This is a genomic window from Rhodococcus pseudokoreensis (assembly GCF_017068395.1).
Lineage (GTDB): Bacteria > Actinomycetota > Actinomycetes > Mycobacteriales > Mycobacteriaceae > Rhodococcus_F > Rhodococcus_F pseudokoreensis.
On record NZ_CP070619.1, the window covers coordinates 7,040,742 to 7,064,910 of the forward strand.

Genomic DNA, 24,169 nt, shown 5'->3' on the forward strand with positions numbered 1-24,169 from the left:
AGTGGTTATGCTGCTGTCGATTTCAGTCGCGACGAGCGAATCCGAGCGGGTCTCGGGACGTCGCGCCGCCCTCGACCGGGATCAGGCTGCCAGTGATGTAGCCGGCCGCCGGTGACAGCAGGAATCCGATGGTGCCTGCCACCTCGTACGCCTGCCCCAATCGCTCGAGCAGGGCCTGGTTGTAGATCGATTCTGCTGCTGTCCGGCCGATCCGGCCGAGCGTCTCCACCATGCGGGCGGTCAGGAAGAACCCCGGGGCAACGCCGTTGACTCGCACGCCGGCCGGACCGTATTCGGCCGCGAGTTGCTTGATCCACGTGTTCAGCGCCGCTTTTGCGGGACCGTAACCGGGGGCGGACGGGCTGGCGTACTGGGACCACGAGCTGGAGACGAAGACGATGGAACCACCGCCGCTACGGGCAATCAGCGGACACAGCGCTTGCCCGAGAAGGAACGCGTGCCGGGTGTTGACACGGAAGTCGTCTTCCCAGTCGGCCAAGGTGAACTCCGCCAACGGCTTCGGAGTCGTCCTGCCGACGACGTCGACAAACCCGTGAACCTCCCCGACCTCGTCTTCGATGAACTTCACGAGATCCGCGACGCCGGACTCGGACGTCACGTCGACGCAGAGCGAAGGGCAGTTCAGGATTCGGCTGATCGACTCCGCGCCCGCGGGGTCGACGTCGACGCCGACCAATTCGGCGCCCATGGAGGCCAGCATGCGGCTTGTGTGCTCCCCGATGCCACTACCTGCCCCGAGTACGACGATCCGTTGTCCGTCCAACCGGAGAAGTCGGCCGTACTCGACATCGGCGGCGGCGACAGGCACATTGGATCTCACTGCTTGGTGCATTGTCAGTTCCTTTACGGATCAGTTCGGGGGAGCGGAGGCAACTGTGCGCGAACTATCGGATTCGACGAGGAAGGCGCGTAGAAGTCCGAGTTGGATGCCGTTGCAACACACAATCACTCATGGGGTGAGGATCGCATCCCCGGGGTATACGAGCAACCGAAAATGTCTATCGGGGTGATAGTTCCCGGGTATGTCGGTCGACCTTGACACCTCGGTGCGCTGCTGGTCGACTGATGGCCAGCCGATTGGGTGAGTGAACGTCCTGTGATATCGCGTGCGGGAACTTTTCTGGCTTGCACGATTCGGGATCGGCTGTCCACTTTCAGGCGAAACGATCGATTTTGCCTGCCCTGATGTTGTGAGCTTAGGGAGAGCGATGAGCAAGGATTTCAACCGCGTCGAATCCACCGGGCGAATTCGCGGCGCGGCGCCCGGGTCTGCAATCAGCCGGCGCAATGTGTTCAAGTTCGCCGGCGCTGGAGCGCTGGCCGTCGGTGTCGGTTCCCTCCTCGCCGCATGCGGGGGAGGCGGCGGAGCAGCCGGCACGCAGGGACCGAAAGCCGCTGGTGCGCTCGCCAGGCCGACTCCGTTCGTCGTCGGATCGTCCTCCGGTGACAACTTCCTGATCGATGCGATCAATGTCGCTCAAAACCAGTTCTCCCTTTTCAACCTGGAAGTTCCGAAGCTCATATACCCCCAGAGCGGCGTACAAGGTTTGCAGATGGTCAGTGCGGGCGCGATCGATGGCGCTGCGATGGACACGATGGGCGCGATGCTCGCCTTCGCCAAGAGCCAGACCGGCAAACGGCCGGTGATCGTCGGCATGCGCATGCCCGTCAACACCTACAACCTGATCGTGGGACCGGGTGACTGGCCCGGTGAGAACGCCACTTTCGCCGAAAAGATGGCTTCCTTGAAGGGGAAGACGATCGGTGTCACCGCCATCGGTGCAGGTACCGACAACATTTTGAATCTGGCGCTCGAGGCGGCAGGGATGAAGCGCGATGACATTACTGTCCTCGGGGTGGGGCAGCTGTCGGCCGCAATCGCCCAGATGAAGAACGACCGGCTCGACGCCTATGTGGGATTCACGTACGGCGCGGGTCTGTCCGTTGCCACGCAAGCCGGTGGCCGGATGCTGATCGACTTCAGTGCCGCCGGTACCCCGCAGCTGCTGAGTGATCTGCAGGTGTGTCCCCTGGTCATGCGTGAAGACAAGGTCGATGCGAGTCAGGACACTGCCGACGCGTGGCTTGCTGCCCAGTGGGAGGCCAAGACGTGGATCACCGACAATCGCGCTGCTGCGGCACAACTCCTCAACGAGGGAACCTTCAACAACGAGGCACCGGACGACGCGGTCAAGACAATCGATTTCATGGTCGATCGTGTCTTCCCGAAGGTCAGTCCGAACTGGAAGGTCACTCGTAGCGGGATCGAGCATGCTGCCGAGGTCATGGATCGGCTGGGCATGCTCGAGAAGGGCGCGGTGCACTACGAAGACATCGTCCCGCCCTTCGCGCGCGTCTGATACGAGATAGCAGAGGAATTCCCACATGATCAGTCAGATAGCAGGTAAGAGTGACGCATTCGACTTGTCGAACAAGGTCGCGGTCGTCACCGGGGCAGGACGAGGGATCGGCCGTGCTTGCGCGCTCCACCTCGCCGGCGCGGGTGCCAACATCGTTCTGGCTTCTCGAACGGCAACGGAGCTGGACGCTGTCGCAAGTGAGGTGGAGGCGCTCGGCTCGAAGGCGCTGGTCGTACCATGCGATGTCTCCGACTTCGACGCGTGCGATGCCGCGGTCCGTCAAGCAGTCGATGTGTTCGGTGACGTCGATGTTCTCGTCAACAGTGCCGGTGCGGGGGCTCCCTGCGCGGTGATCGACGCCGATCCCGCCGACTGGGCCCGTGTGGTCACACCGAATTTGATAGGCACGTTCAACATTGCGCGAGCGGTTCTCCCCTTCATGATCGAGGCCGGCGGTGGCCGGATCATCCTGATCGGGTCGGGTCACGGGCATTCGACGACGGCTGGATTCTCGGCCTACGGTGCGTCCAAGGCGGGGGTCAGTCATCTCACGAAGACCTTGGCCGAAGAAGTCTGGGAGCACGGTATCGACGTGAACGAAGTGATTCCCGGGCCCGTGGCCACACAGCTCACTCGAGGTCTGGTCGCAGTGGGTGAAGCCCCTGACGGTTTGCCGAGTGAGCGTGTGAAGTTGCCGCACGAAGTCGCGGAACTGGTCGGGTGGCTGGCCCGGCAGCGCGTCGGCGGTCCCACCGGGCAGGTCTTCAGCCTGGCGCGTCGAGCGTTGTAGATCGTCGTGGCCTGGCCGAAAAGGTAGAGCCCTTGCCCCGTGGGGGCAAGGGCTCTGTCGGTCAGAGGTCGATGGCGAGACGTGTACTCGTGGCACGCGAGACGCAGATCATCATCGTCTTGCCGGTCTCGCGTTCACGCTCGTCGAGAACGGAATCCCGGTGGTCCGGGACGCCGTCCAGAACAGCGACCTCACACGAGGCACACGTACCCTCCATGCACGACGAGAGGACCGGAACACCCGACTGTTCGACGGCATCGAGAATGCTCTGACCGGGATTCACGGTGATTGTCTTCCCAGACTGCACCAGTTCTACTTCGAACGCAGTCTCGGCTGCGTGCTCGTCGATGGCTCGCGGGGAGAATCGTTCCACACACAGAGAATCCGAAGGCCAGGTCGGCCGGCACCGGTCCTCGACCGCGGAGAGAAGCGGTTCGGGTCCACAACAGTAGACCAAGGTCTCGGGATCGGGATCTGCCAGTGCTGAATCGAGATCGATGAACCCGACCTCGTCCTGCGGGTAGAGATGAACTCCGGCGTGGTCGACTTCCAGCAGCTGATCGACGAAAGCCATCGACTGGCGTGAGCGGCCACCGTAGTGAATCGCCCATCGGGCGCCCGATTTCGCCGCAGCGGAAATCATCGGCAGCATCGGAGTGATACCGATCCCGCCCGCAATGAAGACGTAGTTACGTGACGGCCGGAGTGGGAACAGGTTGCGTGGCCCCCGTGCCGTCACGAATGACTTCTCCTGCAGTTCATCGTGAATTCGCTGCGACCCGCCCCGGCCCGAGACGTCCCGGAGCACCGCGATTTTCCAACAGCTACGGTCGGCGGGATCTCCGCACAGCGAATACTGGCGAACCATGGATTCCGACAGGATCAACTCGATGTGCGATCCGGGTTCCCACGCCGGAAGATCCGATCCGTCTTCGTTTCGCAACTCGAGTTGGATGATTTCCTCGGTGAGGGCCGTCCGTCGTTCGACCACGAGTCTCACTTCGGTTTCGTTGAACGAATTGCGCACTGTGAAGCCTGCCTTCCTCGAATCGATCGGACACCGTGATCAATCCGTGTGCACCACAATGGCTCCGGATGGACAGATGCGTTCCGATTCGATCACCCCCTCTTGCTCGCCGGGGAGTACATTCTCCCGATGAACGAACACCAGACCGTCGTCGTCGTTCTGATCGAAGATGCCCGGCTCACGCCCGACGCAGAGTCCCGCCGCAATACACTTCGTGTTATCTACCGACACCCGAATCACAACCGCTCCTTGCCATCGAACTACCTCACGGGCTCACCCGGCAGGTGAAGCCCGCACCATGAGTTGTCTGTTTGATTCGCTCGTTACCAGGTCACCGGGAATTCGTGGACCCCGTAGAACGCTGAATCGTCCTTGAATCTGAGCTGTTCGATCGGCTGTGCCGACCGGAGACCGGGAAGGACGTCGAACACGGCCTCGAGCACAACTTCCAGTTCCATACGCGCGAGAGCCTGTCCGAGGCACTGATGAACTCCGTACCCGAAGGCCATGTGCTGGCGGGCTTCCGGTCGGCCGACATCGAGTACTTCCGGATTCGGGAAGACGGACTCGTCCCAGTTCGCCGCGGACACCGCCGCAATGAAGCCGTCGCCCGCCGGAATCGTTCGACCACCGACCTCGATGTCTTCGAGCGCCAGGCGCATCGCATTGCTGTGCGTGACCGACGTGATGCGGAGAAGTTCCTCGATGGCGTTGGTGACGGTGACCTCTCCGGACGTGATTCGCGCCAACTGGTCCGGATTCTCGAGGAGTGCCATCGTTCCCAGGGTGATCACGTTGGCGGTGGTTTCATGGCCGCCGAGAAGGAGGAGATTTGCGTCCATCAACGCATCTTCGCGGGTCAGATCACCATTGGTCACATGGTCCGCCAAGAAGGTCATCACGTCGTCGCGGGGGTCGGCCGTGCGCGCGTCGAGCAGTCCGCCCAGGTAGTCGAGCAGTTGGTCGGTAGCCTCCGTGATTTCGGTGGGGGTCGCTGTTCGCGAGATCCGTACCGCACTCTTCTCCTGGAAGAATTCGTGATCCCGGTAGGGGACGCCGAGTAGTTCGCATGCGACTGTCGACGGCACGACCAGGGAGAACTCGGCGAAGAAGTCGACAGGCGGAGTCTTGGTGACCAGGTTCTCCAGGAGTTCCCGTACCAACTTCGTCACCGTCGGCCGCAGCGCCTCGATCCGATGAACGGTGAAGAAGGGGATCAGGAGTCGGCGTCGTCGGCTGTGCTCTGGTCCGTCCATCCGTTGCAGGGATTCGTCCTGCAATTTGGCTGCCTGATCGGACGCGGACAGGAAGGGAAAGTTGGGTCTCCTCGTCTGCGAACTGATCGAGGACGACCGCAGGATCGAACGGATGTCGTCGTAGCGCGTCAACAACCAGGCGGAACGGCCATCCCAAAGGCTCACCGGCGCAACCGGTTGGGTATCTCGCAGTTCGCGGTACTCGGCCGGCGCGGAGAACGGGCAAGTCCTGCGCATGGGGAAGTCGGGAGCAGGAACAGGTGACGCCATGGGTTACCTCCACAGATCAGGGGTTTGTGACGACGGTCTCACTGATCCTGGTGTCGGCGCCGGGCAGCGTCAAGGAACTTCTCCGGCCCAGCGGCTATCGCCGCGATAGCCGTTTCTTGCTTGCGTGGCGGCGGTGGGAACCGCTGCCGCCCAAATGATCCTGTTCGACAAGGTCCCGCGTAGCCCTGTCGGTTCGCGTGGACGCCCTGGTCAGTTGCGGATCATGGCCAGCGCCGTGCGCAGCCCGCGCCGCTTACCGGTCGCAGGGTCGACTCCGAACACTTCCTTCATCCCACCCCGGATGCGGAAGCGCAGTTCGGACGCCGTCTCCGGTGCGTCGTCCGCGGACGCCGACAGGAAGCGGTTGGGCAGGGCGAGCTTGAGGATGGTGCGCAGGGTGAGTCCGTACTGGTGGGGGAGGGAACCCGTCGTATACGGGAGGTCGTACTTGTCGCACAGTGCCCGCATTTTCACGCCGATCTCGGCGTAGCGGTTGCTGGGGAGATCCGGGAACGCGTGATGCTCGATCTGGTAGCAGAGGTTGCCGCTCATGAACGCGAGCACCGGGCCCGCGTGGAAGTTCGCCGAGCCCAGCATCTGGCGCAGATACCACTCGGCCTTGGTCTCCTGGTCGAACTCCTCCTCGGTGAACTTCTCGGCGCCGTCCGGGAAGTGGCCGCAGAAAATGACACCGTAGGCCCACAGATTCCGGATCACGTTGGCGGTGATGTTCGACGTCAGCGTGCTCTTCCATGCCGGGCCGGTGAGCGCCGGGAACACCACGTAGTCCTTGCCGACCTGCCGCGCGATCTTCCGTCCCACCTCCTTCGCGTTGCGGAGGGTTTCGGCGCGGTCGTAATCGCCGCGCCGGATACTCTCCACGTCCAGGTGGTGCAGCGCGACACCCCACTCGAACAGCAACGCCAGCAGGACGTTGTAGAACGGCTGCGCCAGGTACACCGGCGACCACTTCTGGTCGCGGGTCATCCGCAGAATCCCGTAGCCGACGTCGCTGTCGAGTCCCACGATGTTGGTGAACTTGTGGTGCACGTAGTTGTGCGAGTGCTTCCACCCCGAGGACGGGCACGTGTTGTCCCACTCCCAGTTCGACGAGTGGATCTCGGGATCGTTCATCCAATCCCACTGGCCGTGAATGACATTGTGGCCGAGTTCCATGTTCTCGATGATCTTCGCCGCACCCAACAGGGCGGTCCCCAGGAGCCACGCCGGTCTCTTCCGGCTGCCGAACAGGACGACCCGGCCCGCAATCGCCAGCGACCGCTGCAGCTTGATCGCCCGGTCGATGTACCGCGCGTCGCGGGCGCCGCGGGACTCCTCGATGTCGGCCCGGATCGCATCGAGTTCCGCGCCCAGCGCCTCCACGTCCGCCTCGGTGAGGTGGCTGTACTCCTTGATATCGGTGATGGCCATCTCGTCTCGATACCCGGTTCATGCCATTCCCAATCCGCGTATCCGCCGAACCGATGCACAACCGTGTTGTGGTCATGCGTCCGTGTCGAGGCGTCCGCTATTCTCACCACGGTCGCCGAGCGTTTCGGTGGCCCGGGTCCAGGGGTGGCCTCGATGCAGACAACAGGGGGAAAGTCGATGTCAGAGGGCGATATGACGTGGCCGGACAGTGTCATCGGTTCACTGGACGGGACCGGTGTGCCGCGACCTCCGCTGGCGAGCGTCCCAGGATTGCCGCCGCTGCTCGGCGGACCGGACGTCACGGTCGTCAAGGTCGACCCCGACATGCTCCGTGCGATGTCCGGTTCGCTCGCCGCCATCGCCCGTGAGGTCGAGGCGCTGGGCGGCCGGCGGAGCTTCGACGACGCCGGCCGGGCTGTCGAGGGATCCGACACCGCCGCCGCGTGCCGGGACGCCGGCGACATCCTCGCGTCCGCGCTCGGAGTCGCAGCCAGTCGCATCGACGAGATGGCGTTCATCGCGGGCGACGGGGCCGAGAACTACGACGTCACCGACACGACGTTCGCTTCGCAGCTGTCGGCGATGGGAGAGCTGTGATTCCGCGTCGGTCGCAATTGCACGTCTGGAACCCACGGGACCTGACGTTGGCAGGTGAGGAAATCGGTCGGACCGCCGAAGACACGCGAAGCCGGGCCGAGGACGTCTATCGGGTGGTTGCGGATCTGGGCCTCCACGACGACTGGCGCGGTCCGTCGCAGGCCGCCGCCGAGCAGCGGGCGAACACCGAGCGGACGGAATTCCGTCGGCTCGCAGACGATCTGGAAGATCTGTCGACTGCGCTGGTGGGAGGGGCCGATCGTCTCGGTCATGCGCGGGACTACGTCGCCACCGTCATCGACAAGGCCGCGACCGACGGATTCACCGTCTCCGACGACTGGCAGATCGTCAGTCAGCCGAGGACGATGAGTGACGCCGAAGCCGCCGAGCACGCCGACCTGATGGAGTACTGGCGCAGCCAGCTCGATGGTGCACTGACGGAACTCGACAACGCCGATCGGGACATGGCGACGGCGATCCGGGACGCCCTCGGGGCCGTCGCGGCGAGTGCCCCCGCGTCGGCGGGCCTGTCGGGGCACGAGGGCACCGCACTGGGCGAGCAGGTCGCGCGGGGCGGCCCTGACATTCCGCAGGACGTCCGTGACCGCGTTGCCCGGGAGATCGCGGCCGCCGGGCTCACCCCCGAACAGGTGAGGACGCTGGCCGACGGCGGCAAGGTCACCGACGTTCCGCAGGGAACGATGGATTTCCTCCAGCAGTTCTACACCGCAGCCGGCAAGGACGGCTTCCTTGCACTGTCCGAGCAGTACAGCGAGAACGGTCGCACCGAGGCCGCGAGCGCGCTGTCCAACGGCCTCGCCGTCGTGTCGAACTACAACGTCGGCAGCGCAGCCGGTGACGTCGGCGGACAGAGTCACATCCCGGAAAGCCTTCGTGGGCTGTTCGAGGGGCCGGTGACGTCGACCGGCAACCTCACGAAGGGCGCGCACGACGCCCCGCAGCCGTCGACGGTCGTGAACAACGGCCACGACCTGGCACGATTCACCAAGGCGTTCGGACTGGCGGATCCTGCTGTCCAGCAGGGCAGCGAGCTGAGCGAGAATCTCCTCTCCCGTGCCGGCGAGATCGCGTCGGCCACCAACGACAAGAGTCTGCTGATCGGCGACTCCTTCGACCACAACGTTCTGGGCCGCGACGGCGTCGACACACTCCTGCAGGACATGGTCGGGGTCGGTGGCCGCGACCACGTCGCCGTCCACAACATCCTGTCCGGTGAAGGCATGCCGACCGATTACAACCGCGACGACGTCGTCATGCCGCTGCTCCAGCGCGATTGGGCCGAGGGCGGCGAACAGAACGTCGCCGGGATGTTCGACTGGATCGCCGACGACGCCAGACCCGCCGACCCGTCGGACCCCGGAGAGATATACCGGTCGCAACAAGCCGGTGAATCGGCCTTCGGGCTGGCACAGATCCTCGCGGCCAAAGACGCCGAACTGCTCGACATCCCCGGGATGAAAGGCCAGGCCATCGGCGAGGTGAACCCCGAAATCACACAGGCTCTGGGCACATCACTCGCACCCTACATCGGCAATATGGTGGGCGTGCCCGGAGACTTCGCAGGCACTTCCGGCTTCGCCAGCCCGACCGGCGGAGAGTTCGGGCTCGAAAACGCTCCCCGCCTGTTTTCGGTGATCGACTCCAACGCCGACGCGGCGGGCTACTTCAACGCACAGGCATTCGGTATGTCGGCTCAGCTCGAGCAAGCGTGGGCGTTGGAAGGTCGCACTCTGCAGATGCCGCACTACGAGTACGGTTCTTGGGCAGGCAGTATTCAAGGTGTGGTCGACAAGGGGTTCGATCTCGAATTCGCGGACCGCGCAGGGGACGAATCATCGAATAACACAGCCGGTTTCGAGAGCAAGGGTATCGCATACGACACGATCAGAACTGTGGTCAGCAAGGGTGTTGAATTCATCCCTGGTGCCGGGCCGATCATTTCGAGCGGAATCGATCTCGGTGATCCGGCTTTCAAGAGTGCGGTTATGGGTGCTGTGCCCGACGGGACAGTCCAGCCGAACACGCAGTTCGGAGAGGATTCGCTACTTGCAAAGCAGTACTACCAGATTGCACTCGGTCTTCAAGCGGCGAATGGCGGCTCGCTTGAGCCCTATATTGGTCTCGAGGACTTTCGGGATGGTGTGAACGGCCCCCTGCTGCCGTATGACGAGATTGTCTCTGACCGTCCCAGTTTTACAACCCCGCTGCTTTCTTCGAGCTTGGCGGGATACATCACTGAAGCAGGCTTCACCGGAGTTGGTGAGTTTGTCGACGCAATGAACGCAGGACGTGAGCAAGTGCAGGGCATGGAGTTCGGGCGATGAGGGCTCAGATGGCGACCGTCTGTGCCGCTGCAGTGGTCTTATCGGTTACTGCTTGTGGGACCGATGAAGCGACAACGCCGATCGATCCCACGGTAAGAGTTGTCAAGGAATACAGCGTTCCCGAGAACGTCGACTACAACGTTCGATGGTCGGCGGATCCAGGAATCGACCTATTGAGCAGTCCTGCGGTGGCGGTCCGGGCGTATATGGAGTCGTATTATCTCGCGATTCATGGGCATGCACTGGCGGCCGGCTACCCAGGTTTCGCCGACGCGACGTCGCAGCAGCGCGACCGCGTCGACTTCGACTATTGGAATGGTTCGGACCTGGAACGACTCGTCGGTACCCAGTTCGAGCACGTGCTGGCGCTGGCACCGACCGAGGACGGGTGGGCCGCCACGGTGTGTTCGGGCAACTACGCCGTAATGGCCGAGAAGGAGGGTCGATTCTTCAATCTGACGGGCCCGTCCCCGCAGGCAGAAACAGTGAGGATCGTGGCGCCTGAGCAAACGCTGTCGGTCAGTTCTGAGTCGCTTGCTGCGGAGGGCGCAGAGCGTGCTCCGTCGGCGGATGTATTCGCTGGTTGGAAGATTGCTGAGCACGAGCAGGCCGCGCGCGACCAGAACGCATATACCGAGTGCGACTCGCGGATGCCCGATGCCAGGGAAGCGCGTCCGCAGAAGGCGAACCTCCCACACGACGCCCCGTATCCGACGCTTGCTCCGTTTCCGGGTTGGCCGAGGTACGACGAGAACTGAGGAGCGCCCTTCCTGCTGCTGGCGGAAGGGCGCTGTCGCCGCAGCGGGCGTGCGGTCATATCCTCGACGGAGTCTCCGTGTTCGTGGAGGCGCGAGCGAATGATCGGACGGTTTGTGGTGGACAGCAAGTGTGACGTCGTTTATGCGGACGACCTCGGGGTCGGCGAGAAGTTCGAGCTGGGCTCGTACACGGTGACCGAGGAGGAGGTGCTCGAGTTCGCGGGGCAGTGGGATCCGCAGTCGTTCCACATCGACCGTGAATCCGCAGATGAGGGCTATTTCGGTGGGCTCATTGCGAGTGGTGTGCACACGATCGCGGTGTGTCAGCGACTGTCCGCGACCACTCTCTACGCCCGCTGGAGCGTCATCGCGGGGAGCCGGATGCGTGACGTCAACTTCCTCCGGCCGGTGCGGCCGGGTGACGTGCTGACCGGAAACCTGCTGATCGAGGACGTGAAGCGCGACGATCGTGGGCGGGCGTTGGTGACCGTCGCGACGGAGATTGTCAACGGGTCGGGCAAGCAGGTGTTGACGTCGGTCACCGAGATGTACGTGCGCTGCCGCCCCGCAACCGACTGATCGTCGAATTTTCTGGACGAAACACCCTCGTCGAGGATTGTTTTCCGGGTTTCTGGGTACCGCACCCGGGAGGCCATGAAACCAACGGAGGCAATCATGAGAATGGGTAGGAGGGTGGCCGCGGTGGCAGTGTTCGCGGCTTCGATCGGATTGGGAGCATCCGGTGTCGCCTGGGGAAGCAGTCTCGACTCGGCGGTGCCGGTGCGTCGGCCGGATGTCATTCAGCCGATGCCGCCCGGGTTCCCGCAGAACGGTCCGATCGGATGCGACGACTGGGCGGAACCGTACGAGAACAATGTCCCGGCGTGGGGCACCGATCCGTACAACCAGTTCGACAATTGGTGCGACGGTCCCGATGACGGGCTTTCCGCGCAGCAGCCGCCGGTCAATGACGACCAGGGCCGGACGGTCAATCCCTGATTCGACGGAATCGTTCACACGAGGCACTGTGCCGTCGTGTAGCTCGGTCGTGAACTGAAACCGACCGTCCGTCAAATTTCATCCGCGAAATTCTCGCTTCGAGGATTGTTTACGTTGTCTTTGGGTACAGCCCTTAGGCAGCGTCATTCACCTATGGGAGGCAACGATGAAGGTCGGCATGAGATTGGCTGCGGTCGCTGTGTTCGCGGCCTCGATCGGTTTGGGAGCATCCGGTGTCGCCTGGGGTGACGCGTTCGACTCGGCAGCCGTACCCGTGCGGGCGCCCAATAATGTTGCGCCTCTGCCTCCCGGCGTTCCGCCGTACGGTCCGGCGGGTTGTGACGACTGGGCGGAACCGTACGAGAACAATGTCCCGGCGTGGGGTGCCGAACCGTACAACCAGTACGACAATTGGTGCGACGGCCCGGACGACGGGCTTCCGCAACCGGCCACGTACAGCGGTGACGAGGGCGGTGGCGACTCGCCGAACGAGCCGTAAGCGATCGATCCGAATCAGCGCGCCCGGGAATCTTCGTTCCGGGCGCGCTGATTCAGCTGCCGGAGGGTGGTTCGTGTAGACCGAAGGCGGACCCCTGGTCGTCGTGGCACAGCTTGAATCGTCCGAATTTCGCCGCCGATTCCGGATCCTCGCCGAGATCCACCGCGTCGATTGTGCCGCCGAGTGCCAGCACGTGCTCGACCGCGGCGTCGAGGTCCGGCACCCGGAAGAAGACGTACGGGCCGGCGCCCTCGTCGCCGCCGTGGATCCCGCCCGGCACGTTCGGGGTGGTGATCGAATAGCCCGATCCGCCGGGTCCGGATTCGAATTCCCAGCCGAACAACGCCGAGTAGAACTTTCGGCCCTGCTCCGTGTTGGCCACACCCAATTCGAAGAACGACAATTCGCCCGACATGAGCACTCCTCCGTCGACAGTGTTTACGTGACGCTACGCCGACCTGCCGACACGTAGAAGTCTTGCGCATTAGATCGATAGTGATCTAACCTTGGAGCGAATTCGATTCAAGGGGGATCTGTGGAGTTGACCGAACGTCAGACCGACCGGGCTGCAGGCGTATTGATCGCCACCGCCGCGGGCGATGCGCTCGGGGCGGGATACGAGTTCACCGTCCCGGCGGCCGATGCGGTGATCGACATGGTCGGGGGCGGCATGTTCGAGTGGGCGCCGGGGGAGTGGACCGACGACACGTCGATGGCTGTCGCCATCGCGGAGGTGGCAGCGTCTGGAGTGGACATCGGCCGGGGTGACGGACTGGATGCCGTTGCTGCACAGTTCGTTCGGTGGATCGATTCGAACCCGCCCGACGTCGGCAATCAGACGCGCGCCGTGCTGTCGGCCCGCGACGGCTCGGCCACGGCCATGCAGGAGCGGGCGCGCAGCATCACGGGGAGGAAGGGCGGCAACGGTTCGCTGATGCGGACCGCCCCGGTCGCGCTGGCGTATCTCGACGACGCCGACGCGTGTGCCGAGGCCGCGTACCAGATCGGCGCCCTCACCCACGACGATCAGCGTGCCGGGGAGGCGTGCCGGTTGTGGTCCCACGCGATCCGGCACGCGGTGCTGTTCGGGACGTTCGACGGGGTGCGGGGATACCTGCAGGGGGCGCCCGCCGAGGTCGGCGAGTACTGGGGACCGCTGCTCGACCAGGCCGAACGCGGCACACCCGCGGACTTCCCGAAGAACGGCTGGGTGGTTCACGCCCTCCAGACGGCGTGGTGGGCGATCAGCGGCGCCGACGATTCGGGGCCGCATCACCTTCGGCTGGCGCTCGAGCGGGCCGTCCGGGCGGGAAACGACACCGACACCACCGCGGCGATCGCGGGTGGGTTGCTCGGTGCCCGATGGGGTGCGTCGGCGGTCCCTGACGGGTGGCGCCGGATCCTGCACGGCTGGCCGGGATATTCCGCGGACGACCTCGAGCGGCTGGCGATAGCGGCCGTGCGGAGGGGTGCACCGGCCGACCGACGCTGAGCATGAACGCGATTCGTACGTGAGCGGCGCGGTGTGCCGGGGAGCGCGGCGCCACTCACGTACGGGGAACTGCGTCAGGCCGCCAACTCGTCGGCGATCTCGATGTCGATTTCCTGTTCGGTCATTCCGCCGAAGAGATGGTTGGTAAACATGTCAGCTCGGTTCTCGTCGTGTGTGGTCGTTCCCGGCACGATCGGAGCGACTCGTCCGATCTATGGTGTGTATCGCCGCCGGCGGCGCTGCCGTTTCACCCCCACAGGTGAGTGACAAAGTGTCCTCGGACGCGCATTCCCGCTCACGTAGCGCTTAGGCTCGACTCGACCGATCGTGTCCCGGAACAGGAGATGAGTCGACATGCCCGCAACCTTCGTTCTGCTGCCCGGCGCTGGCTCCGACTCGTGGTACTGGCACCGCGTCGCCCCGATCCTGGAGGGGAGCGGGCACTCGGTGATCGCCGTCGACCTCCCGTACGGGGACGACGACGCCGGCCAGTACGAGTTCGCCGACGTCGTCGTCGATGCGGTCGAGGACGTCGAGGGGACGATCGTGCTGGTCGCGCAGTCCATGTCCGCGTTCACGGCGGCGATCGTCTGTCAGCGCGGCGAGGTCGACGTCGACCTGCTGGTGCTGGTGGCGCCGATGCTGCCCGCGCCGGGCGAGGCGCCCGGGCGGTGGTGGGAGACCACCGGTCAACCGGAGGCCAAGCGGGCGTTCGACCTACTGGAGGGCCGCGACCCGGACGCACCCGACGACCTGCGGGCGCTGTTCTTCCACGACGTGCCCGACGACGTCACCGAGGAGGCGTTCAGCCAGGAGGAGCCGGTCATGTCGGACACTCCGTTCGGGACGGTGTGGCAGGCGGAGGCGTGGCCGTTCGTGAAGACGCGGGTCGTCGCAGGCAGCCGCGATCGGCTGTTTCCGCTCGACTTCATGCAGCGGATCGTCCGGGAGCGGCTGGGCATAGTGCCGGAGGTCATCGACTCGGGCCATCTCGCGGCACTCGCGCGCCCCGGCGAACTTGCTGCCATGCTGGAGCGCTACGCGTCCGAACTGTAGGCCAGGTGAGTGGCAAAGCGTGCTGGAGGACGCAATGCCACTCACGTGGGCGCACCGGGAAACGAGTAAGGAGAAGCACCAGATGGCGTTGTCGGTATCAGGCGAGTTCGAGATCGAGGCGAGCCCCGAACAGGTCATGGCTGCGCTGGTGGACGTCGAACGCATTCCCGAGTGGTCGGCGGTGCACAAGAAGGTGGTCGTCGAGTCCCGGTTCGACGACGGACGCCCCCGCACCGTGCGGATGACGCTCGCCGTTCTCGGCGTCTCGGACACTCAGCTGGCCGAGCACAAGTGGGTCGACGACGAGCACATGTCGTGGACGCTCCTCGAGAGCGAGAAGCAGAAATGCCAGGAGGGGGAGTACCGACTGGTCCCCACCCCGCGCGGGACGTCGGTTCAGCTCACGATGGCGGTCGAGCCGAAGGTGTGGGTGCCGAAGTCCGTGCTGCGTCAGGGACAGAAGCAGGCAGTGCGCCTGATCCGCAAGGGATTCACCCAGTTCGTTCTCGAGAACTACGTCTGAGTCGGTGTTCGCGCATCACGCGCGGACACCGACTCAGACGCTCTCTACGCGAACAACGTCTCGAAGGCCTCGTTGACTCGGTCGCGATCGAACGATGTCGCATCGAGTTGCTGACCGGGGCGAAGGCCGAGCCATTCCCGGATCTCGGCGTGTTCCTCGTGATGCGGGTCTGCGCTGGCTTCGATCTTGTTCGCCCAGCCCCACGGCCCGCCGGAATCTTCGTAGGGCGCCATGTTGTGTCCGTCGAGGCAGAGCGCGGCAGGGGAGTCGGGTGCAGGGTTGTCGACCGATTCGACCTCGATGTGGTGGATCCAGTCGTCGCCGAAGTCGTACAGGTAGGTGAGACGGTCGCCGACCGAGCCGAGCAACAACCCGACCGCGACCTCCTCCTCCGGGACGGCAGTCCCCACGACGTCGCGGTGCGCGAAGTCTTCGGCGGGGATGAAGACTTTGCCGCCCGAGTACGCGGGTCCGACGGAGAACTCATGGAGATGAGAATCTTCCCACCCGAACGCGGACTGGATGACGTCGTGGAGAGCGGCGAGCGGAAGTGCGGCATCGAGTCGAATGCGACGCCACACAGGAATGTGTGTGCCTTCCAGTGAGATCCGCAAAGTGATGTGTGAATCCACCACTTCGGAAGACACAAACTCGTTTACCGGGCTCGCGAGTTCGACGGCGCGAAGGACGGCAGGCCGGAGCGCGGCAGGAACTCGGTACGCGTCATCCCTGGTCAGCAACTTCTGTTTCACCAGCGTGTCCAACCGGTCGTAGACGAAGCCGTCCATCAGCGATTGCTCGTCGTCGAACCGCTCGTCCTCCGAACTGGCAGTGGGCTCCTCTGTCATCCCCGCCAAGATCACCTGAATCACCACGACATCGGTCAGGTGTGTGGGGTCGAGTGGATGACGTTGTCCCGATACGAGTTGGCTGCGGACGTATTCGGTGACAGCTGCACGGATCAGCGGCAGCGCGTGGGTCGTGCGGTCGGTGATCAGCCCCGCGTTCGGTCCGGGGACCGCCCGCGTGGAGTTGACGGTGATGAGACCGATCTCTTCCGCGGTTTCCCAATACTCCAACATTTCGGGTACGTCGCGCATCGAGCGGATCTTCCGCGCACGCGGAAATCCGTCGGAGTCGACGGCGAGATCGATACCCAGTGCCTGAGCGAGATCGGGAAGCGAGACGGGTTTGGGCACCTTGGTGGAGGTGACGGGCACACCCGCGCCGACCCACTCGACGAGTGCGGCGAGGGTCGTGATCACCGGGAGCGAGACGAGTGCGCGAACTTCGTCCTCTTCATTCACGGCGGGAAGTGCGATGTCTTCCGGAAGGAGGATGGGTGATTGCGGCTCGAGGAACTGTACGAGGTCCTCGATGCAATGGATGAGGTCCTCCTCGGTCCCGGTCCACAGCCGGTTGTCGTCGAGATAGTTGAGGAAAGTCAGTGCCGAGGCGACGATCGCCATTGCGATGTCCTCCATGTCGTCGGAAGGCTCTGCGGCCACTTCATCGGCGACATCGAGCAGGGCATGAGCGTCCGCGGGGAGCCAGCCGGTGGCGCGGAAACCGCGGCGGCCGCGGGCGAGATTGGTGAGTGTCGACTCGACGAGGTGCGGGAAGAGATCCGCGTCCACGGGGAAATCGCGCGTGCGTAGCCACTGAACGAAGTCGTCGATGAGCGCCGGGTCGACGGCGGGAGTGGGAAACAGCGGCACAACGGTGGAGCGGTTCCTTCGTTGGCGTGCCTGCTGTTTTGCCGCACGTTTCTGGCCCGGATTCTTACCCCGCTTCGATCCCATGGCGGGATGATATCGCGGCCGGATCCGAGTTTGATCGGACGGCCGGGCGACGCGAGCCGAGCGGCGTTAGGCTGACCAGCGGCCGAGAATGTGAGTGAGGACCAGATGACGGTCGAGCAGAGCAGCCCCACCACACTTCGACGATTGTCGGCGCGGTTGGCCCTGATTCGCGACGACACCGACGACGACAAGTTGTCGGCCGGCTTCCTCCTCGTCGCCACGATTCTCGCGCTGGTGTGGGCGAACATCGGTGATTCGTACGAGTCGTTCTGGCACACCCCGGTGACCATTCAGATCGGCGACTACAGCATCGGCCTCGACCTGAAGCACTGGGTCAACGACGGGCTGATGACGCTGTTCTTCTTCGTCGTCGGGCTGGAGGTGAAACGTGAGCTGACGATCGGCGAGCTCACCGACCGCGCCCGCGCCGCCGTCCCGCTGCTCGCCGCGATCGCGGGGCTGGCGCTGCCCGCCGTCCTGTTCCTGCTCCTCAACCCCACCGGGGACGAGGCCAGTGCGTGGGGCGTCGTCGTCTCCACCGACACCGCGTTCGTGCTCGGTGCACTCGCCCTCGTCGGACCGCGGTGCCCCGCCCGGCTGCGCGTGTTCATCCTGACCCTGGCGGTCGCCGACGACATCGGCGCCCTGGCCATCATCGCCTTCTTCTACACCGACAACCTGCGGCTGGGGCCGCTGCTCCTCGGGTGCGTCGGGCTGCTGCTGATCGTCCAGTTGCGCAAGCTCGAGGTGTGGCGCGGCGTCGCCTACTTCGTCGTCGCGGCGGGCACGTGGGTCGCGTTCTACGAGTCCGGCGTCCACCCGACCCTCGTCGGCGTGCTCATCGCGCTGATCCTGCCGGTGTATCCGCCGCGGCGCAGCGAGGTGGAGCGGGCGGGTGAGCTCACACGGGCGTTCCGGCAGTCACCGAACTCCGACTACGCCCGCGCCGCCCAGCTCGGGGTGCTGCGCGCGGTGTCCGTCAACGAGCGGCTGCTCCGCTTCTACCAGCCCTACACCGCGTTCCTCGTGGTCCCGATCTTCGCGCTCGCCAACGCCGGCGTGGTCATCACCGGGCAGACGCTCGCGGACGCGGCCCGGTCTCCGCTGGCGTGGGGCATCGTGCTCGGCCTGGTGGTCGGCAAACTCGTCGGCATCACCGCGGCCACCGCATTGTTCTCGAAGCTGCGGCCGGGAAGCCTGCCACCCGGGCTGAGTCTGTCGCAGATCGCCGGTGGCAGCGCGCTGGCCGGCATCGGCTTCACGATCTCGCTGTTCATCGTCGACCTGGCCATCGACTCGCCCGAACTCGCCAACGACGCCCGGGTCGGCGTCCTGACGGCGGCCGTCATCGCCACCGTCCTCGGGTGGGCGCTGTTCCGGATCTCGGACTGGGTGCACCCGCCGACGGAGGTTGCCGGACGCACCCTGCTCCGGCCCGTCGATCCCCGCCGCGATCACGTGCGAGGACCGGTGGATGCGCCGCTCACCCTCGTCGAGTACGGCGATTTCGAATGCCCGTTCTGCAGCAAGGCCACCGGCAGCATCCGGGACGTGCGAGCGCAGTTCGGGGACGAACTCCGCTACGTGTTCCGGCATCTCCCGCTGGACGCCGTCCATCCGCACGCCCGGTTCGCCGCCCAGGCGAGCGAGGCGGCCGCCGCCCAGGGCCGGTTCTGGGAGATGCACGACCACCTGTTCGCCAACAGCGACGCCCTCGCCGAGGACGAGATCTTCGGATACGCCGCCGAGTTGGGGCTCGACATGGACCGGTTCGAGGAAGACATCCGCAAAGGCACGTACGGTCACCGCATCGACGACGACGAACTCGACGCCGAGTCGAGCGACTTCCGGGGGACCCCCACGTTCTACCTCGGCGCGACGGGCACCGACCTCACCCGGCACAGCGGACCGTACGACGCCGCAACCCTCATCCGGCAGCTCGACGAGGCTCGCGGCGCCGACGGCGCACCCTGATCACCGCTGTCGGTGCCGCACCGCCTCGATCGCGTCCGGGGTGACGGCGTCGACGTCGTCGGCGAAGTCGTCGTGCTTCTCGAGGAAGCGGGCGACGAACGGGCAGATCGGCACGATCCGCTTGCCACCGCCGACGGTCTCCGTCAGCGCCTTGCGGATCAGAGTGCTGGCCAGGCCGCGGCCCGCGAACTGCTCGCCGATCTCGGTGTGGAAGAAGATCCGCTGATTCTCGTGGTCCAGGTATTCGGTGAACCCGGCCAGCTCGTCGTCGACACGGATTTCGAAGCGGTGGTGTTCGGGCGCGTCCCGGACGTCGGGTGCGGGAGCGTCTTTCGCGTCGTCTGTCATGAACCCACTATGCCGGGCGACGAGCCGGGTGTTCCCGGCGGCCGCGGTGTTGGATGATCGAGGGGGAGTGCAGCGATCCGAGAAGGGACGCGACCATGACCGATTACGGCAGGACCCCGCAGTTCGGGGTGTTCGTCACCCCGACGGTGGAGTTACTGGCCAACACGTTCGAACTCGCCGCGCTCGCCGACGAGACCGGACTCGACCTGATCGGCGTTCAGGATCACCCGTACCAGGCGAAATTCCTCGACTGCTGGTCGCTGATGGGCACGCTGCTGGCCCGGACCGAACGGGTGCGGGTGTTTCCCGACGTCGCGTGCCTGCCGCTGCGCCCGCCGGCGGTGATGGCGAAGGCCGCGGCCAGCCTCGATGTGATGTCGGGCGGCCGGTTCGAACTGGCGCTGGGTGCGGGTGCGTTCTGGGAGGCGATCGGGGCGATGGGTGGTGACGTCCGCACGCCCGGGCAGGCCGCGACCGCGTTGGAGGAGGCCGTTCAGGTCATCCGCCTGATGTGGTCGGGTGAGCGGGCCGTCCGATCGGAGGGCACGCACTACCGCGTCGACGGCGTGCATCCCGGGCCGGTCCCGGCGCATCCGATGGGGATCTGGCTCGGCGTGGGTGGCCCACGGATGCTTCGTGCGCTGGGACGCTCCGCCGACGGGTGGGTGCCGTCGAGTTCGTACTTCCCGCCGGAGGTCCTGCCGGGCATGCACGCGAAGATCGACGCGGGTGCCGCGGACGCCGGCCGGGATCCGGGTTCGATCGCCCGCGTCTACAACGTGTTCGGCCGGGTGAGCGACAGCAGGTCGGACACGCTGTTCCACGGCACCGCCGAGCAGTGGGTGAGCCAACTGACGGACCTCGTGGTGGAGACCGGCATGGACACGTTCGTCTTCGGCACCGACGGCGACGACCTCGACCAGATCAGGAAGTTTGCGACCGACGTCGCGCCCGCGGTCCGGGCCGCGGTGGAGGCCCGCCGCGGCTCCTGACGGGCGTCCGACCCGACCGCGACAGCCCGATCAGGTCAGTTGCCGTCCTTGTCTTTGTCCTTGTCCTTGGTCTTGCCGTTCCCGTTGCTGCCGTTGCCATTTCCCGGGCCCGTCTTCGGGGCGTCGGCCGGCGGGGCCGGTGCGACGGTTTTGCCGTCGACGGTGCTGCTCGGGGGCGGCACGGGCGCCGGGGGCGGTGCGACGGCGGTGGTGCTCGCGCCGGGACCGACGGTGCTGTCGTGATTCTGCGACGCGAGGGCCAGTGCCGCCACGGCGGCGGCCACCAGCAGTGCGACGACGGCGGCGATGATCACGCCGGTCCTCCGGGGTCGCCGAGGCTGGGGTGCCGGCGGGGGAACGGGTGTGGTGGGCGTGAATGCCCTCGTCGGGGGACCGGGCGTTCCGAGGACGGCGGCCCGCATCGACGGGGCGTCGGCGTGCCGCTGCCGCGGATCGCGGGCCATCGCCCGATCGATCGTCTGCACGAGGCTCGGGTCGGCGTCCGGGCGCACCACGGAGAGGGGTCGGGCCGCCCCGTCGGTGATGGCCCGCGCGAGGGACAGGATGTTGTCGCCGGTGAACGGACGGTGCCCGGCGAGGGCCTCGTAGCCGACGACGCCGACCGCGTAGAGGTCGTCGGCGGTGGTGGCGGGTGTGCCCAGGATGCGATCCGGACTAAGGTAGGCCACGGTGCCCAGTACCTGTCCCGTCGCGGTGTGGTCGGACGCGGCGCTCTTCGCGATGCCGAAGTCGGCGACCTTCACCGCGCCCGTCTCGGTGAACAGCACGTTCCCCGGTTTGATGTCGCGGTGCAGAATGCCGGCACCGTGAGCGGCGCCGACGGCGGCCAGCACGTCGGCGAGGATCGACCGCACCCGCGCGTCGGGTAAGGGTCCGGCGGCGATCTCGTCGGCGAGGGTCCGCCCGGGCAGTCGTTCCATCACGATGTACGCCACTTCGGCGTCCTCGCCGCAGTCGTGGACCGCGACCACGTTCGGATGGTTCAACGTGGCGGCGAGCCGGGCCTCGGCCTCGAACCGCCGGCGGGTGTCGGGGACGGACGCGAGTTCGGGGCGCAGCACCTTGACCGCGACCGCGCGCTCGAGGCGCAGGTCCCACCCGTCGTGGACGTCGGCCATCCCGCCTCGGCCCAGCACTCCCCGCAGCTGGTATCGACCTGCGAGAAGTGCGGACACAGACATGCGTTCACGCTATCGTCACCACTTGTGCCGGACACTTCTGCCTCCCGCCTACCATGACGCCATGACCGCTTCGGGTAAACGCCGACACCTGTCCGTCGTTCCTGACGTGCCGGTGATCGTTCGGCCGTCCGAACGGCGGGGCCGTCGCCGCGTCGCGGGCTACCACCTGCGCATCGAACTCGACGACGTGTCGCCGCCGATCTGGCGCCAGTTCGTGGTGCCGTCGAACCTGCGTCTGCACGAACTGCACCCGATCGTGCAGACGATCATGGGCTGGCAGGACAGCCACCTGCATTCGTGGGTCGGCGGTGAGCCGCCCGCGTCGGAGCGCTACGACATGCGCGAGAGCATCGACGAGGGCTTCGCCGACGAGGACGACGAGGTGTGCGAAGACGCGGTGCGGCTCGATCAGGTTCTGGCCGAACCGGGGGAGCAGCTGTCCTACCTGTACGACTTCGGCGACGGCTGGGAGCACACGATCGTGCTCGAACGGATCGACGCCGACGCCTCGGAGCCGACCGTCACCTGCCTCGCCGGCGCCCGCGCGTGCCCGCCCGAGGACTGTGGCGGACCGGGCGGATACGACGATCTGCTGAAGGTCCTGGCGACGCCGTCGCACCCCGGTCATCACGACGCCGGGGCGTGGGTCGGGCCGGGCTTCGCACCCGAATCGTTCGGCGTCGACACCGTGAACCGTGGCCTGCGACTCGAAGCCGTCATTCGTGACCACCCACCGGTGTCGGATTCGAAGTTCGCCGCACTGCTACGCCGGATCCCTCATCAGGCTGCCCCGCACGTCTTTTCGCTTCTCGAGCACGCCCACCTCACCGACCGGCTGGGCGACATCCGCGAGGCGCAGGAAGCGGCGACGTTCCACCTGCGGTGGTTCCTGAACCGCATCGGACCCGACGGCATCACACTGACCCAGGCGGGCTACCTCCCGCCGGCCGTTGTGGCGGAGATGCGGCAGGAACTACCGGGCTTCGACGACTGGCCCGCCACCAGCAACCGCGAGTCGGATCAGCGGCCGGTCCACCTGCTCCGTGAATACGCCAAAGCCCTCGGACTGGCGCGCAAATACAAGGGCAAATTGATTCGGACCAAACTCGGCTCCGCGACGGCGAGCGATGCGGGCCGGCTGTGGGCACACCTTCTCGACCGGCTGCCCCTGGCGGACGAGCCCATCGAGCGGGAGGCCGGATACCTCGTGCTCCTCACCCTCGCCGCCGGCACCACGTCGGTCGAACGCCGAGACGTGATCGCCGAAGGACTCGCCGCCCTCGGCTGGCAGACGAGCGACGGCACCATCGTCGGCCGGGAAGAAGTCTTCTGGCTCGCCCGCCCCACGATCTCGTTCCTCGAACTCACCGGCGCAATGGTCAAGGGCTGGGTCCAGCGCGACCAGCCGATGGACCCCGCATGGGGCCGCCTCTTCGCAAAGATGGTGCTGTCGATGTAGGTGGGTTGTTCGTTCCGTCCGGGCTAACTGCCCGACGACCCTGCCATCAGCAGCACTCCGAGAATGGACGGCATCGCAGCGGATCCGACAGCGGCCGAACCGATTCCCGCTCCAAGTCCGAAGGTCGTCATGTTGCGGTAGTCGACGGCTTCGATGGGCGGAAGCCCGGGAATCGGGTTGGGAACAGGATCCGCTCGACGCCAGCCTCCGCATCGGTTGGTGGTGAATCTCGTGTCGCCCGGCTTGATCTCGATGGTCTGTGACCCCTCGCCGAAGGAGTTCTCGAGAATCGAACTGTCGGATGCGGTGCGCTCCCAGTAACAGGTGCTGCCGCCCGACGACGACCACAGGCCGGGTTGTAGGTCTTGCGGGTCGTACCCGACTCGGTACGTGCCGTCGCCGCTCAGGTAGGTGCCTGCGTTGGCCACACCGGCGCCGGACACCGCTATCGCGACCGCCGACGACGCACACAGCATCGCCCCGACGAACTTGTGCTTCACTAGATCTCCCTTGCGATCTGCTCGGGTTGTGGTCAGGAACCGAAGATCGACGGTGCCGGTGCCGGTTCCGGTGCCGGTGCTGCGGGTGCCGGCCGGGCCTGGGGCCGGGCGGCGGGAGCGGGCGTCCAGGTTCCGCAGTCCGTGGAGGAGAAGACCACGTCGGTCGGCTTGATGGTGACGATCACCTTGGGAGAGTGGGTGTAGTCCATCGCGATGATGTCTTCGTACTCACCGCTGGTGCCCGACAGGCGCTCCCAGTAGCAGCCCATGATGTCGTCGACGGTGCCGCTGCCGACGTAGGTGCCCGGGGCGATGTCTACGCCCACGATGTAATCGCCGTCGCCAAATGAGGTAGCGGGGGCAGCATTCGCGATCCCGGATCCGAGGCCGGCGATTGCGAGAGTGAGTGCAGCGGTGAGTGAAACCTTGCGAAACATGTAGAGGATCAGCCTTTGCTCAGGATTTGCG

26 protein-coding genes are annotated in these 24,169 nt (G+C 65.5%); 14 read left to right on the plus strand and 12 right to left on the minus strand.

Going from position 1 to position 24,169, the window contains the following annotated elements:
* Positions 1-22: 22 nt before the first annotated feature.
* Complete coding sequence (locus JWS13_RS37270; RefSeq protein WP_206010334.1) at positions 23-853, minus strand: SDR family NAD(P)-dependent oxidoreductase; 831 nt, start codon at positions 851-853, stop codon at positions 23-25.
* Between the two features lie 376 nt (positions 854-1,229).
* Between JWS13_RS37270 and JWS13_RS37275 the strand changes: the two genes are divergently transcribed.
* The gene (locus JWS13_RS37275; protein ID WP_206010335.1) at positions 1,230-2,381 is read left to right on the plus strand and encodes an ABC transporter substrate-binding protein; all 1,152 of its coding nucleotides are present in this window, start codon (positions 1,230-1,232) and stop codon (positions 2,379-2,381) included.
* A gap of 25 nt (positions 2,382-2,406) precedes the next feature.
* The gene (locus JWS13_RS37280; RefSeq protein WP_206010336.1) at positions 2,407-3,171 is read left to right on the plus strand and encodes an SDR family NAD(P)-dependent oxidoreductase; all 765 of its coding nucleotides are present in this window, start codon (positions 2,407-2,409) and stop codon (positions 3,169-3,171) included.
* Positions 3,172-3,232: 61 nt separating this feature from the next.
* Here the strand turns inward: JWS13_RS37280 and JWS13_RS37285 are convergent, their stop codons facing one another.
* The 4 genes from JWS13_RS37285 to JWS13_RS37300 form a co-directional block, all read right to left on the minus strand.
* The gene (locus JWS13_RS37285; RefSeq protein ID WP_206010337.1) at positions 3,233-4,171 is read right to left on the minus strand and encodes a PDR/VanB family oxidoreductase; all 939 of its coding nucleotides are present in this window, start codon (positions 4,169-4,171) and stop codon (positions 3,233-3,235) included.
* A 66-nt stretch (positions 4,172-4,237) separates the two neighbouring features.
* The gene (locus tag JWS13_RS37290) at positions 4,238-4,438 is read right to left on the minus strand and encodes a ferredoxin (RefSeq protein ID WP_206010338.1); all 201 of its coding nucleotides are present in this window, start codon (positions 4,436-4,438) and stop codon (positions 4,238-4,240) included.
* 83 nt (positions 4,439-4,521) lie between these two features.
* Positions 4,522-5,619: a cytochrome P450 gene (locus tag JWS13_RS37295; protein ID WP_206010339.1), complete on the minus strand. Its 1,098-nt coding sequence runs from the start codon at positions 5,617-5,619 to the stop codon at positions 4,522-4,524.
* A gap of 315 nt (positions 5,620-5,934) precedes the next feature.
* On the minus strand, positions 5,935-7,155 hold the full coding sequence (locus JWS13_RS37300; protein WP_206010340.1) for a fatty acid desaturase family protein: 1,221 nt from the start codon (positions 7,153-7,155) through the stop codon (positions 5,935-5,937).
* Between the two features lie 192 nt (positions 7,156-7,347).
* On the opposite strand from JWS13_RS37300, the gene JWS13_RS37305 reads away from it, so the two are divergent.
* On the plus strand, positions 7,348-7,752 hold the full coding sequence (locus JWS13_RS37305) for a hypothetical protein (RefSeq protein ID WP_206011888.1): 405 nt from the start codon (positions 7,348-7,350) through the stop codon (positions 7,750-7,752).
* On the opposite strand, the gene JWS13_RS45730 is transcribed toward JWS13_RS37305, so the two are convergent.
* A complete protein-coding gene (locus JWS13_RS45730; RefSeq protein ID WP_241032476.1) occupies positions 7,695-8,144 on the minus strand; it encodes a hypothetical protein in 450 nt (149 codons plus the stop codon). The two genes, JWS13_RS37305 and JWS13_RS45730, sit on opposite strands and share 58 nt — an antisense overlap.
* A gap of 9 nt (positions 8,145-8,153) precedes the next feature.
* Here JWS13_RS45730 and JWS13_RS37310 point away from each other — a divergent pair, with 9 nt between their 5' ends.
* From JWS13_RS37310 to JWS13_RS37330, 5 genes are all read left to right on the plus strand, one after another.
* The gene (locus JWS13_RS37310) at positions 8,154-10,097 is read left to right on the plus strand and encodes a TPR repeat domain-containing protein (protein ID WP_241032477.1); all 1,944 of its coding nucleotides are present in this window, start codon (positions 8,154-8,156) and stop codon (positions 10,095-10,097) included.
* A gap of 8 nt (positions 10,098-10,105) precedes the next feature.
* Positions 10,106-10,855, plus strand: a complete 750-nt coding sequence (locus JWS13_RS37315; RefSeq protein WP_374229566.1) for a hypothetical protein — start codon at positions 10,106-10,108, stop codon at positions 10,853-10,855.
* Positions 10,856-10,954: 99 nt separating this feature from the next.
* Positions 10,955-11,434 (plus strand): MaoC/PaaZ C-terminal domain-containing protein, encoded by a 480-nt coding sequence (locus JWS13_RS37320; protein ID WP_206010343.1) that lies wholly within the window; start codon positions 10,955-10,957, stop codon positions 11,432-11,434.
* Between the two features lie 96 nt (positions 11,435-11,530).
* On the plus strand, positions 11,531-11,854 hold the full coding sequence (locus JWS13_RS37325; RefSeq protein ID WP_124389687.1) for a hypothetical protein: 324 nt from the start codon (positions 11,531-11,533) through the stop codon (positions 11,852-11,854).
* Positions 11,855-12,020: 166 nt separating this feature from the next.
* Positions 12,021-12,353 carry a hypothetical protein gene (locus JWS13_RS37330; protein ID WP_206010344.1) on the plus strand — a complete coding sequence of 111 codons (333 nt, stop codon included), beginning with the start codon at positions 12,021-12,023 and terminating at the stop codon, positions 12,351-12,353.
* 52 nt (positions 12,354-12,405) lie between these two features.
* Here the strand turns inward: JWS13_RS37330 and JWS13_RS37335 are convergent, their stop codons facing one another.
* Complete coding sequence (locus JWS13_RS37335) at positions 12,406-12,768, minus strand: VOC family protein (protein ID WP_087557963.1); 363 nt, start codon at positions 12,766-12,768, stop codon at positions 12,406-12,408.
* A gap of 120 nt (positions 12,769-12,888) precedes the next feature.
* Here JWS13_RS37335 and JWS13_RS37340 point away from each other — a divergent pair, with 120 nt between their 5' ends.
* The 3 genes from JWS13_RS37340 to JWS13_RS37350 all read left to right on the plus strand — a co-directional run bounded on the left by JWS13_RS37340 (position 12,889) and on the right by JWS13_RS37350 (position 15,424).
* Entirely contained in the window at positions 12,889-13,845 is a 957-nt protein-coding gene (locus JWS13_RS37340; protein WP_206010345.1) for an ADP-ribosylglycohydrolase family protein, read from the plus strand.
* Positions 13,846-14,199: 354 nt separating this feature from the next.
* Positions 14,200-14,901 carry an alpha/beta fold hydrolase gene (locus tag JWS13_RS37345; protein ID WP_206010346.1) on the plus strand — a complete coding sequence of 234 codons (702 nt, stop codon included), beginning with the start codon at positions 14,200-14,202 and terminating at the stop codon, positions 14,899-14,901.
* Between the two features lie 82 nt (positions 14,902-14,983).
* Positions 14,984-15,424, plus strand: coding sequence for an SRPBCC family protein (locus tag JWS13_RS37350; RefSeq protein ID WP_206011889.1), 441 nt, complete (start codon positions 14,984-14,986; stop codon positions 15,422-15,424).
* A 44-nt stretch (positions 15,425-15,468) separates the two neighbouring features.
* Here JWS13_RS37350 and JWS13_RS37355 read toward each other — a convergent pair whose 3' ends face one another.
* The gene (locus tag JWS13_RS37355; protein WP_206010347.1) at positions 15,469-17,226 is read right to left on the minus strand and encodes a plasmid pRiA4b ORF-3 family protein; all 1,758 of its coding nucleotides are present in this window, start codon (positions 17,224-17,226) and stop codon (positions 15,469-15,471) included.
* A gap of 105 nt (positions 17,227-17,331) precedes the next feature.
* Here JWS13_RS37355 and nhaA point away from each other — a divergent pair, with 105 nt between their 5' ends.
* Positions 17,332-19,200, plus strand: coding sequence for a Na+/H+ antiporter NhaA (nhaA, locus tag JWS13_RS37360; RefSeq protein ID WP_206010348.1), 1,869 nt, complete (start codon positions 17,332-17,334; stop codon positions 19,198-19,200).
* Here nhaA and JWS13_RS37365 read toward each other — a convergent pair whose 3' ends face one another.
* The gene (locus JWS13_RS37365; protein ID WP_206010349.1) at positions 19,201-19,548 is read right to left on the minus strand and encodes a GNAT family N-acetyltransferase; all 348 of its coding nucleotides are present in this window, start codon (positions 19,546-19,548) and stop codon (positions 19,201-19,203) included.
* Positions 19,549-19,643: 95 nt separating this feature from the next.
* Between JWS13_RS37365 and JWS13_RS37370 the strand changes: the two genes are divergently transcribed.
* Entirely contained in the window at positions 19,644-20,540 is an 897-nt protein-coding gene (locus JWS13_RS37370) for an LLM class flavin-dependent oxidoreductase (RefSeq protein WP_206010350.1), read from the plus strand.
* Positions 20,541-20,575: 35 nt separating this feature from the next.
* On the opposite strand, the gene JWS13_RS37375 is transcribed toward JWS13_RS37370, so the two are convergent.
* Positions 20,576-21,742, minus strand: coding sequence for a serine/threonine-protein kinase (locus tag JWS13_RS37375; RefSeq protein WP_206010351.1), 1,167 nt, complete (start codon positions 21,740-21,742; stop codon positions 20,576-20,578).
* A 61-nt stretch (positions 21,743-21,803) separates the two neighbouring features.
* Between JWS13_RS37375 and JWS13_RS37380 the strand changes: the two genes are divergently transcribed.
* A complete protein-coding gene (locus JWS13_RS37380) occupies positions 21,804-23,201 on the plus strand; it encodes a plasmid pRiA4b ORF-3 family protein (RefSeq protein WP_206010352.1) in 1,398 nt (465 codons plus the stop codon).
* Positions 23,202-23,224: 23 nt separating this feature from the next.
* Here the strand turns inward: JWS13_RS37380 and JWS13_RS37385 are convergent, their stop codons facing one another.
* Positions 23,225-23,701 carry a hypothetical protein gene (locus tag JWS13_RS37385; protein WP_206010353.1) on the minus strand — a complete coding sequence of 159 codons (477 nt, stop codon included), beginning with the start codon at positions 23,699-23,701 and terminating at the stop codon, positions 23,225-23,227.
* Between the two features lie 32 nt (positions 23,702-23,733).
* Entirely contained in the window at positions 23,734-24,027 is a 294-nt protein-coding gene (locus JWS13_RS37390; protein WP_241032478.1) for a hypothetical protein, read from the minus strand.
* Positions 24,028-24,169 lie beyond the last annotated feature (142 nt).

Coding starts and splice junctions, on each gene's coding strand:
- JWS13_RS37365 (WP_206010349.1), bottom strand. CDS start 19,548: ATGACAGACGACGCGAAAGACGCTCCCGCACCCGACGTCCGGGACGCG.
- JWS13_RS37310 (WP_241032477.1), top strand. CDS start 8,154: ATGGAGTACTGGCGCAGCCAGCTCGATGGTGCACTGACGGAACTCGAC.
- JWS13_RS37305 (WP_206011888.1), top strand. CDS start 7,348: ATGACGTGGCCGGACAGTGTCATCGGTTCACTGGACGGGACCGGTGTG.
- JWS13_RS37270 (WP_206010334.1), bottom strand. CDS start 853: ATGCACCAAGCAGTGAGATCCAATGTGCCTGTCGCCGCCGCCGATGTC.
- nhaA (WP_206010348.1), top strand. CDS start 17,332: ATGACGGTCGAGCAGAGCAGCCCCACCACACTTCGACGATTGTCGGCG.
- JWS13_RS37330 (WP_206010344.1), top strand. CDS start 12,021: ATGAAGGTCGGCATGAGATTGGCTGCGGTCGCTGTGTTCGCGGCCTCG.
- JWS13_RS37380 (WP_206010352.1), top strand. CDS start 21,804: ATGACCGCTTCGGGTAAACGCCGACACCTGTCCGTCGTTCCTGACGTG.
- JWS13_RS37325 (WP_124389687.1), top strand. CDS start 11,531: ATGAGAATGGGTAGGAGGGTGGCCGCGGTGGCAGTGTTCGCGGCTTCG.
- JWS13_RS37350 (WP_206011889.1), top strand. CDS start 14,984: ATGGCGTTGTCGGTATCAGGCGAGTTCGAGATCGAGGCGAGCCCCGAA.
- JWS13_RS37355 (WP_206010347.1), bottom strand. CDS start 17,226: ATGGGATCGAAGCGGGGTAAGAATCCGGGCCAGAAACGTGCGGCAAAA.
- JWS13_RS37335 (WP_087557963.1), bottom strand. CDS start 12,768: ATGTCGGGCGAATTGTCGTTCTTCGAATTGGGTGTGGCCAACACGGAG.
- JWS13_RS37280 (WP_206010336.1), top strand. CDS start 2,407: ATGATCAGTCAGATAGCAGGTAAGAGTGACGCATTCGACTTGTCGAAC.
- JWS13_RS37275 (WP_206010335.1), top strand. CDS start 1,230: ATGAGCAAGGATTTCAACCGCGTCGAATCCACCGGGCGAATTCGCGGC.
- JWS13_RS37320 (WP_206010343.1), top strand. CDS start 10,955: ATGATCGGACGGTTTGTGGTGGACAGCAAGTGTGACGTCGTTTATGCG.
- JWS13_RS37375 (WP_206010351.1), bottom strand. CDS start 21,742: ATGTCTGTGTCCGCACTTCTCGCAGGTCGATACCAGCTGCGGGGAGTG.
- JWS13_RS37345 (WP_206010346.1), top strand. CDS start 14,200: ATGCCCGCAACCTTCGTTCTGCTGCCCGGCGCTGGCTCCGACTCGTGG.
- JWS13_RS37370 (WP_206010350.1), top strand. CDS start 19,644: ATGACCGATTACGGCAGGACCCCGCAGTTCGGGGTGTTCGTCACCCCG.
- JWS13_RS37315 (WP_374229566.1), top strand. CDS start 10,106: ATGGCGACCGTCTGTGCCGCTGCAGTGGTCTTATCGGTTACTGCTTGT.
- JWS13_RS37300 (WP_206010340.1), bottom strand. CDS start 7,155: ATGGCCATCACCGATATCAAGGAGTACAGCCACCTCACCGAGGCGGAC.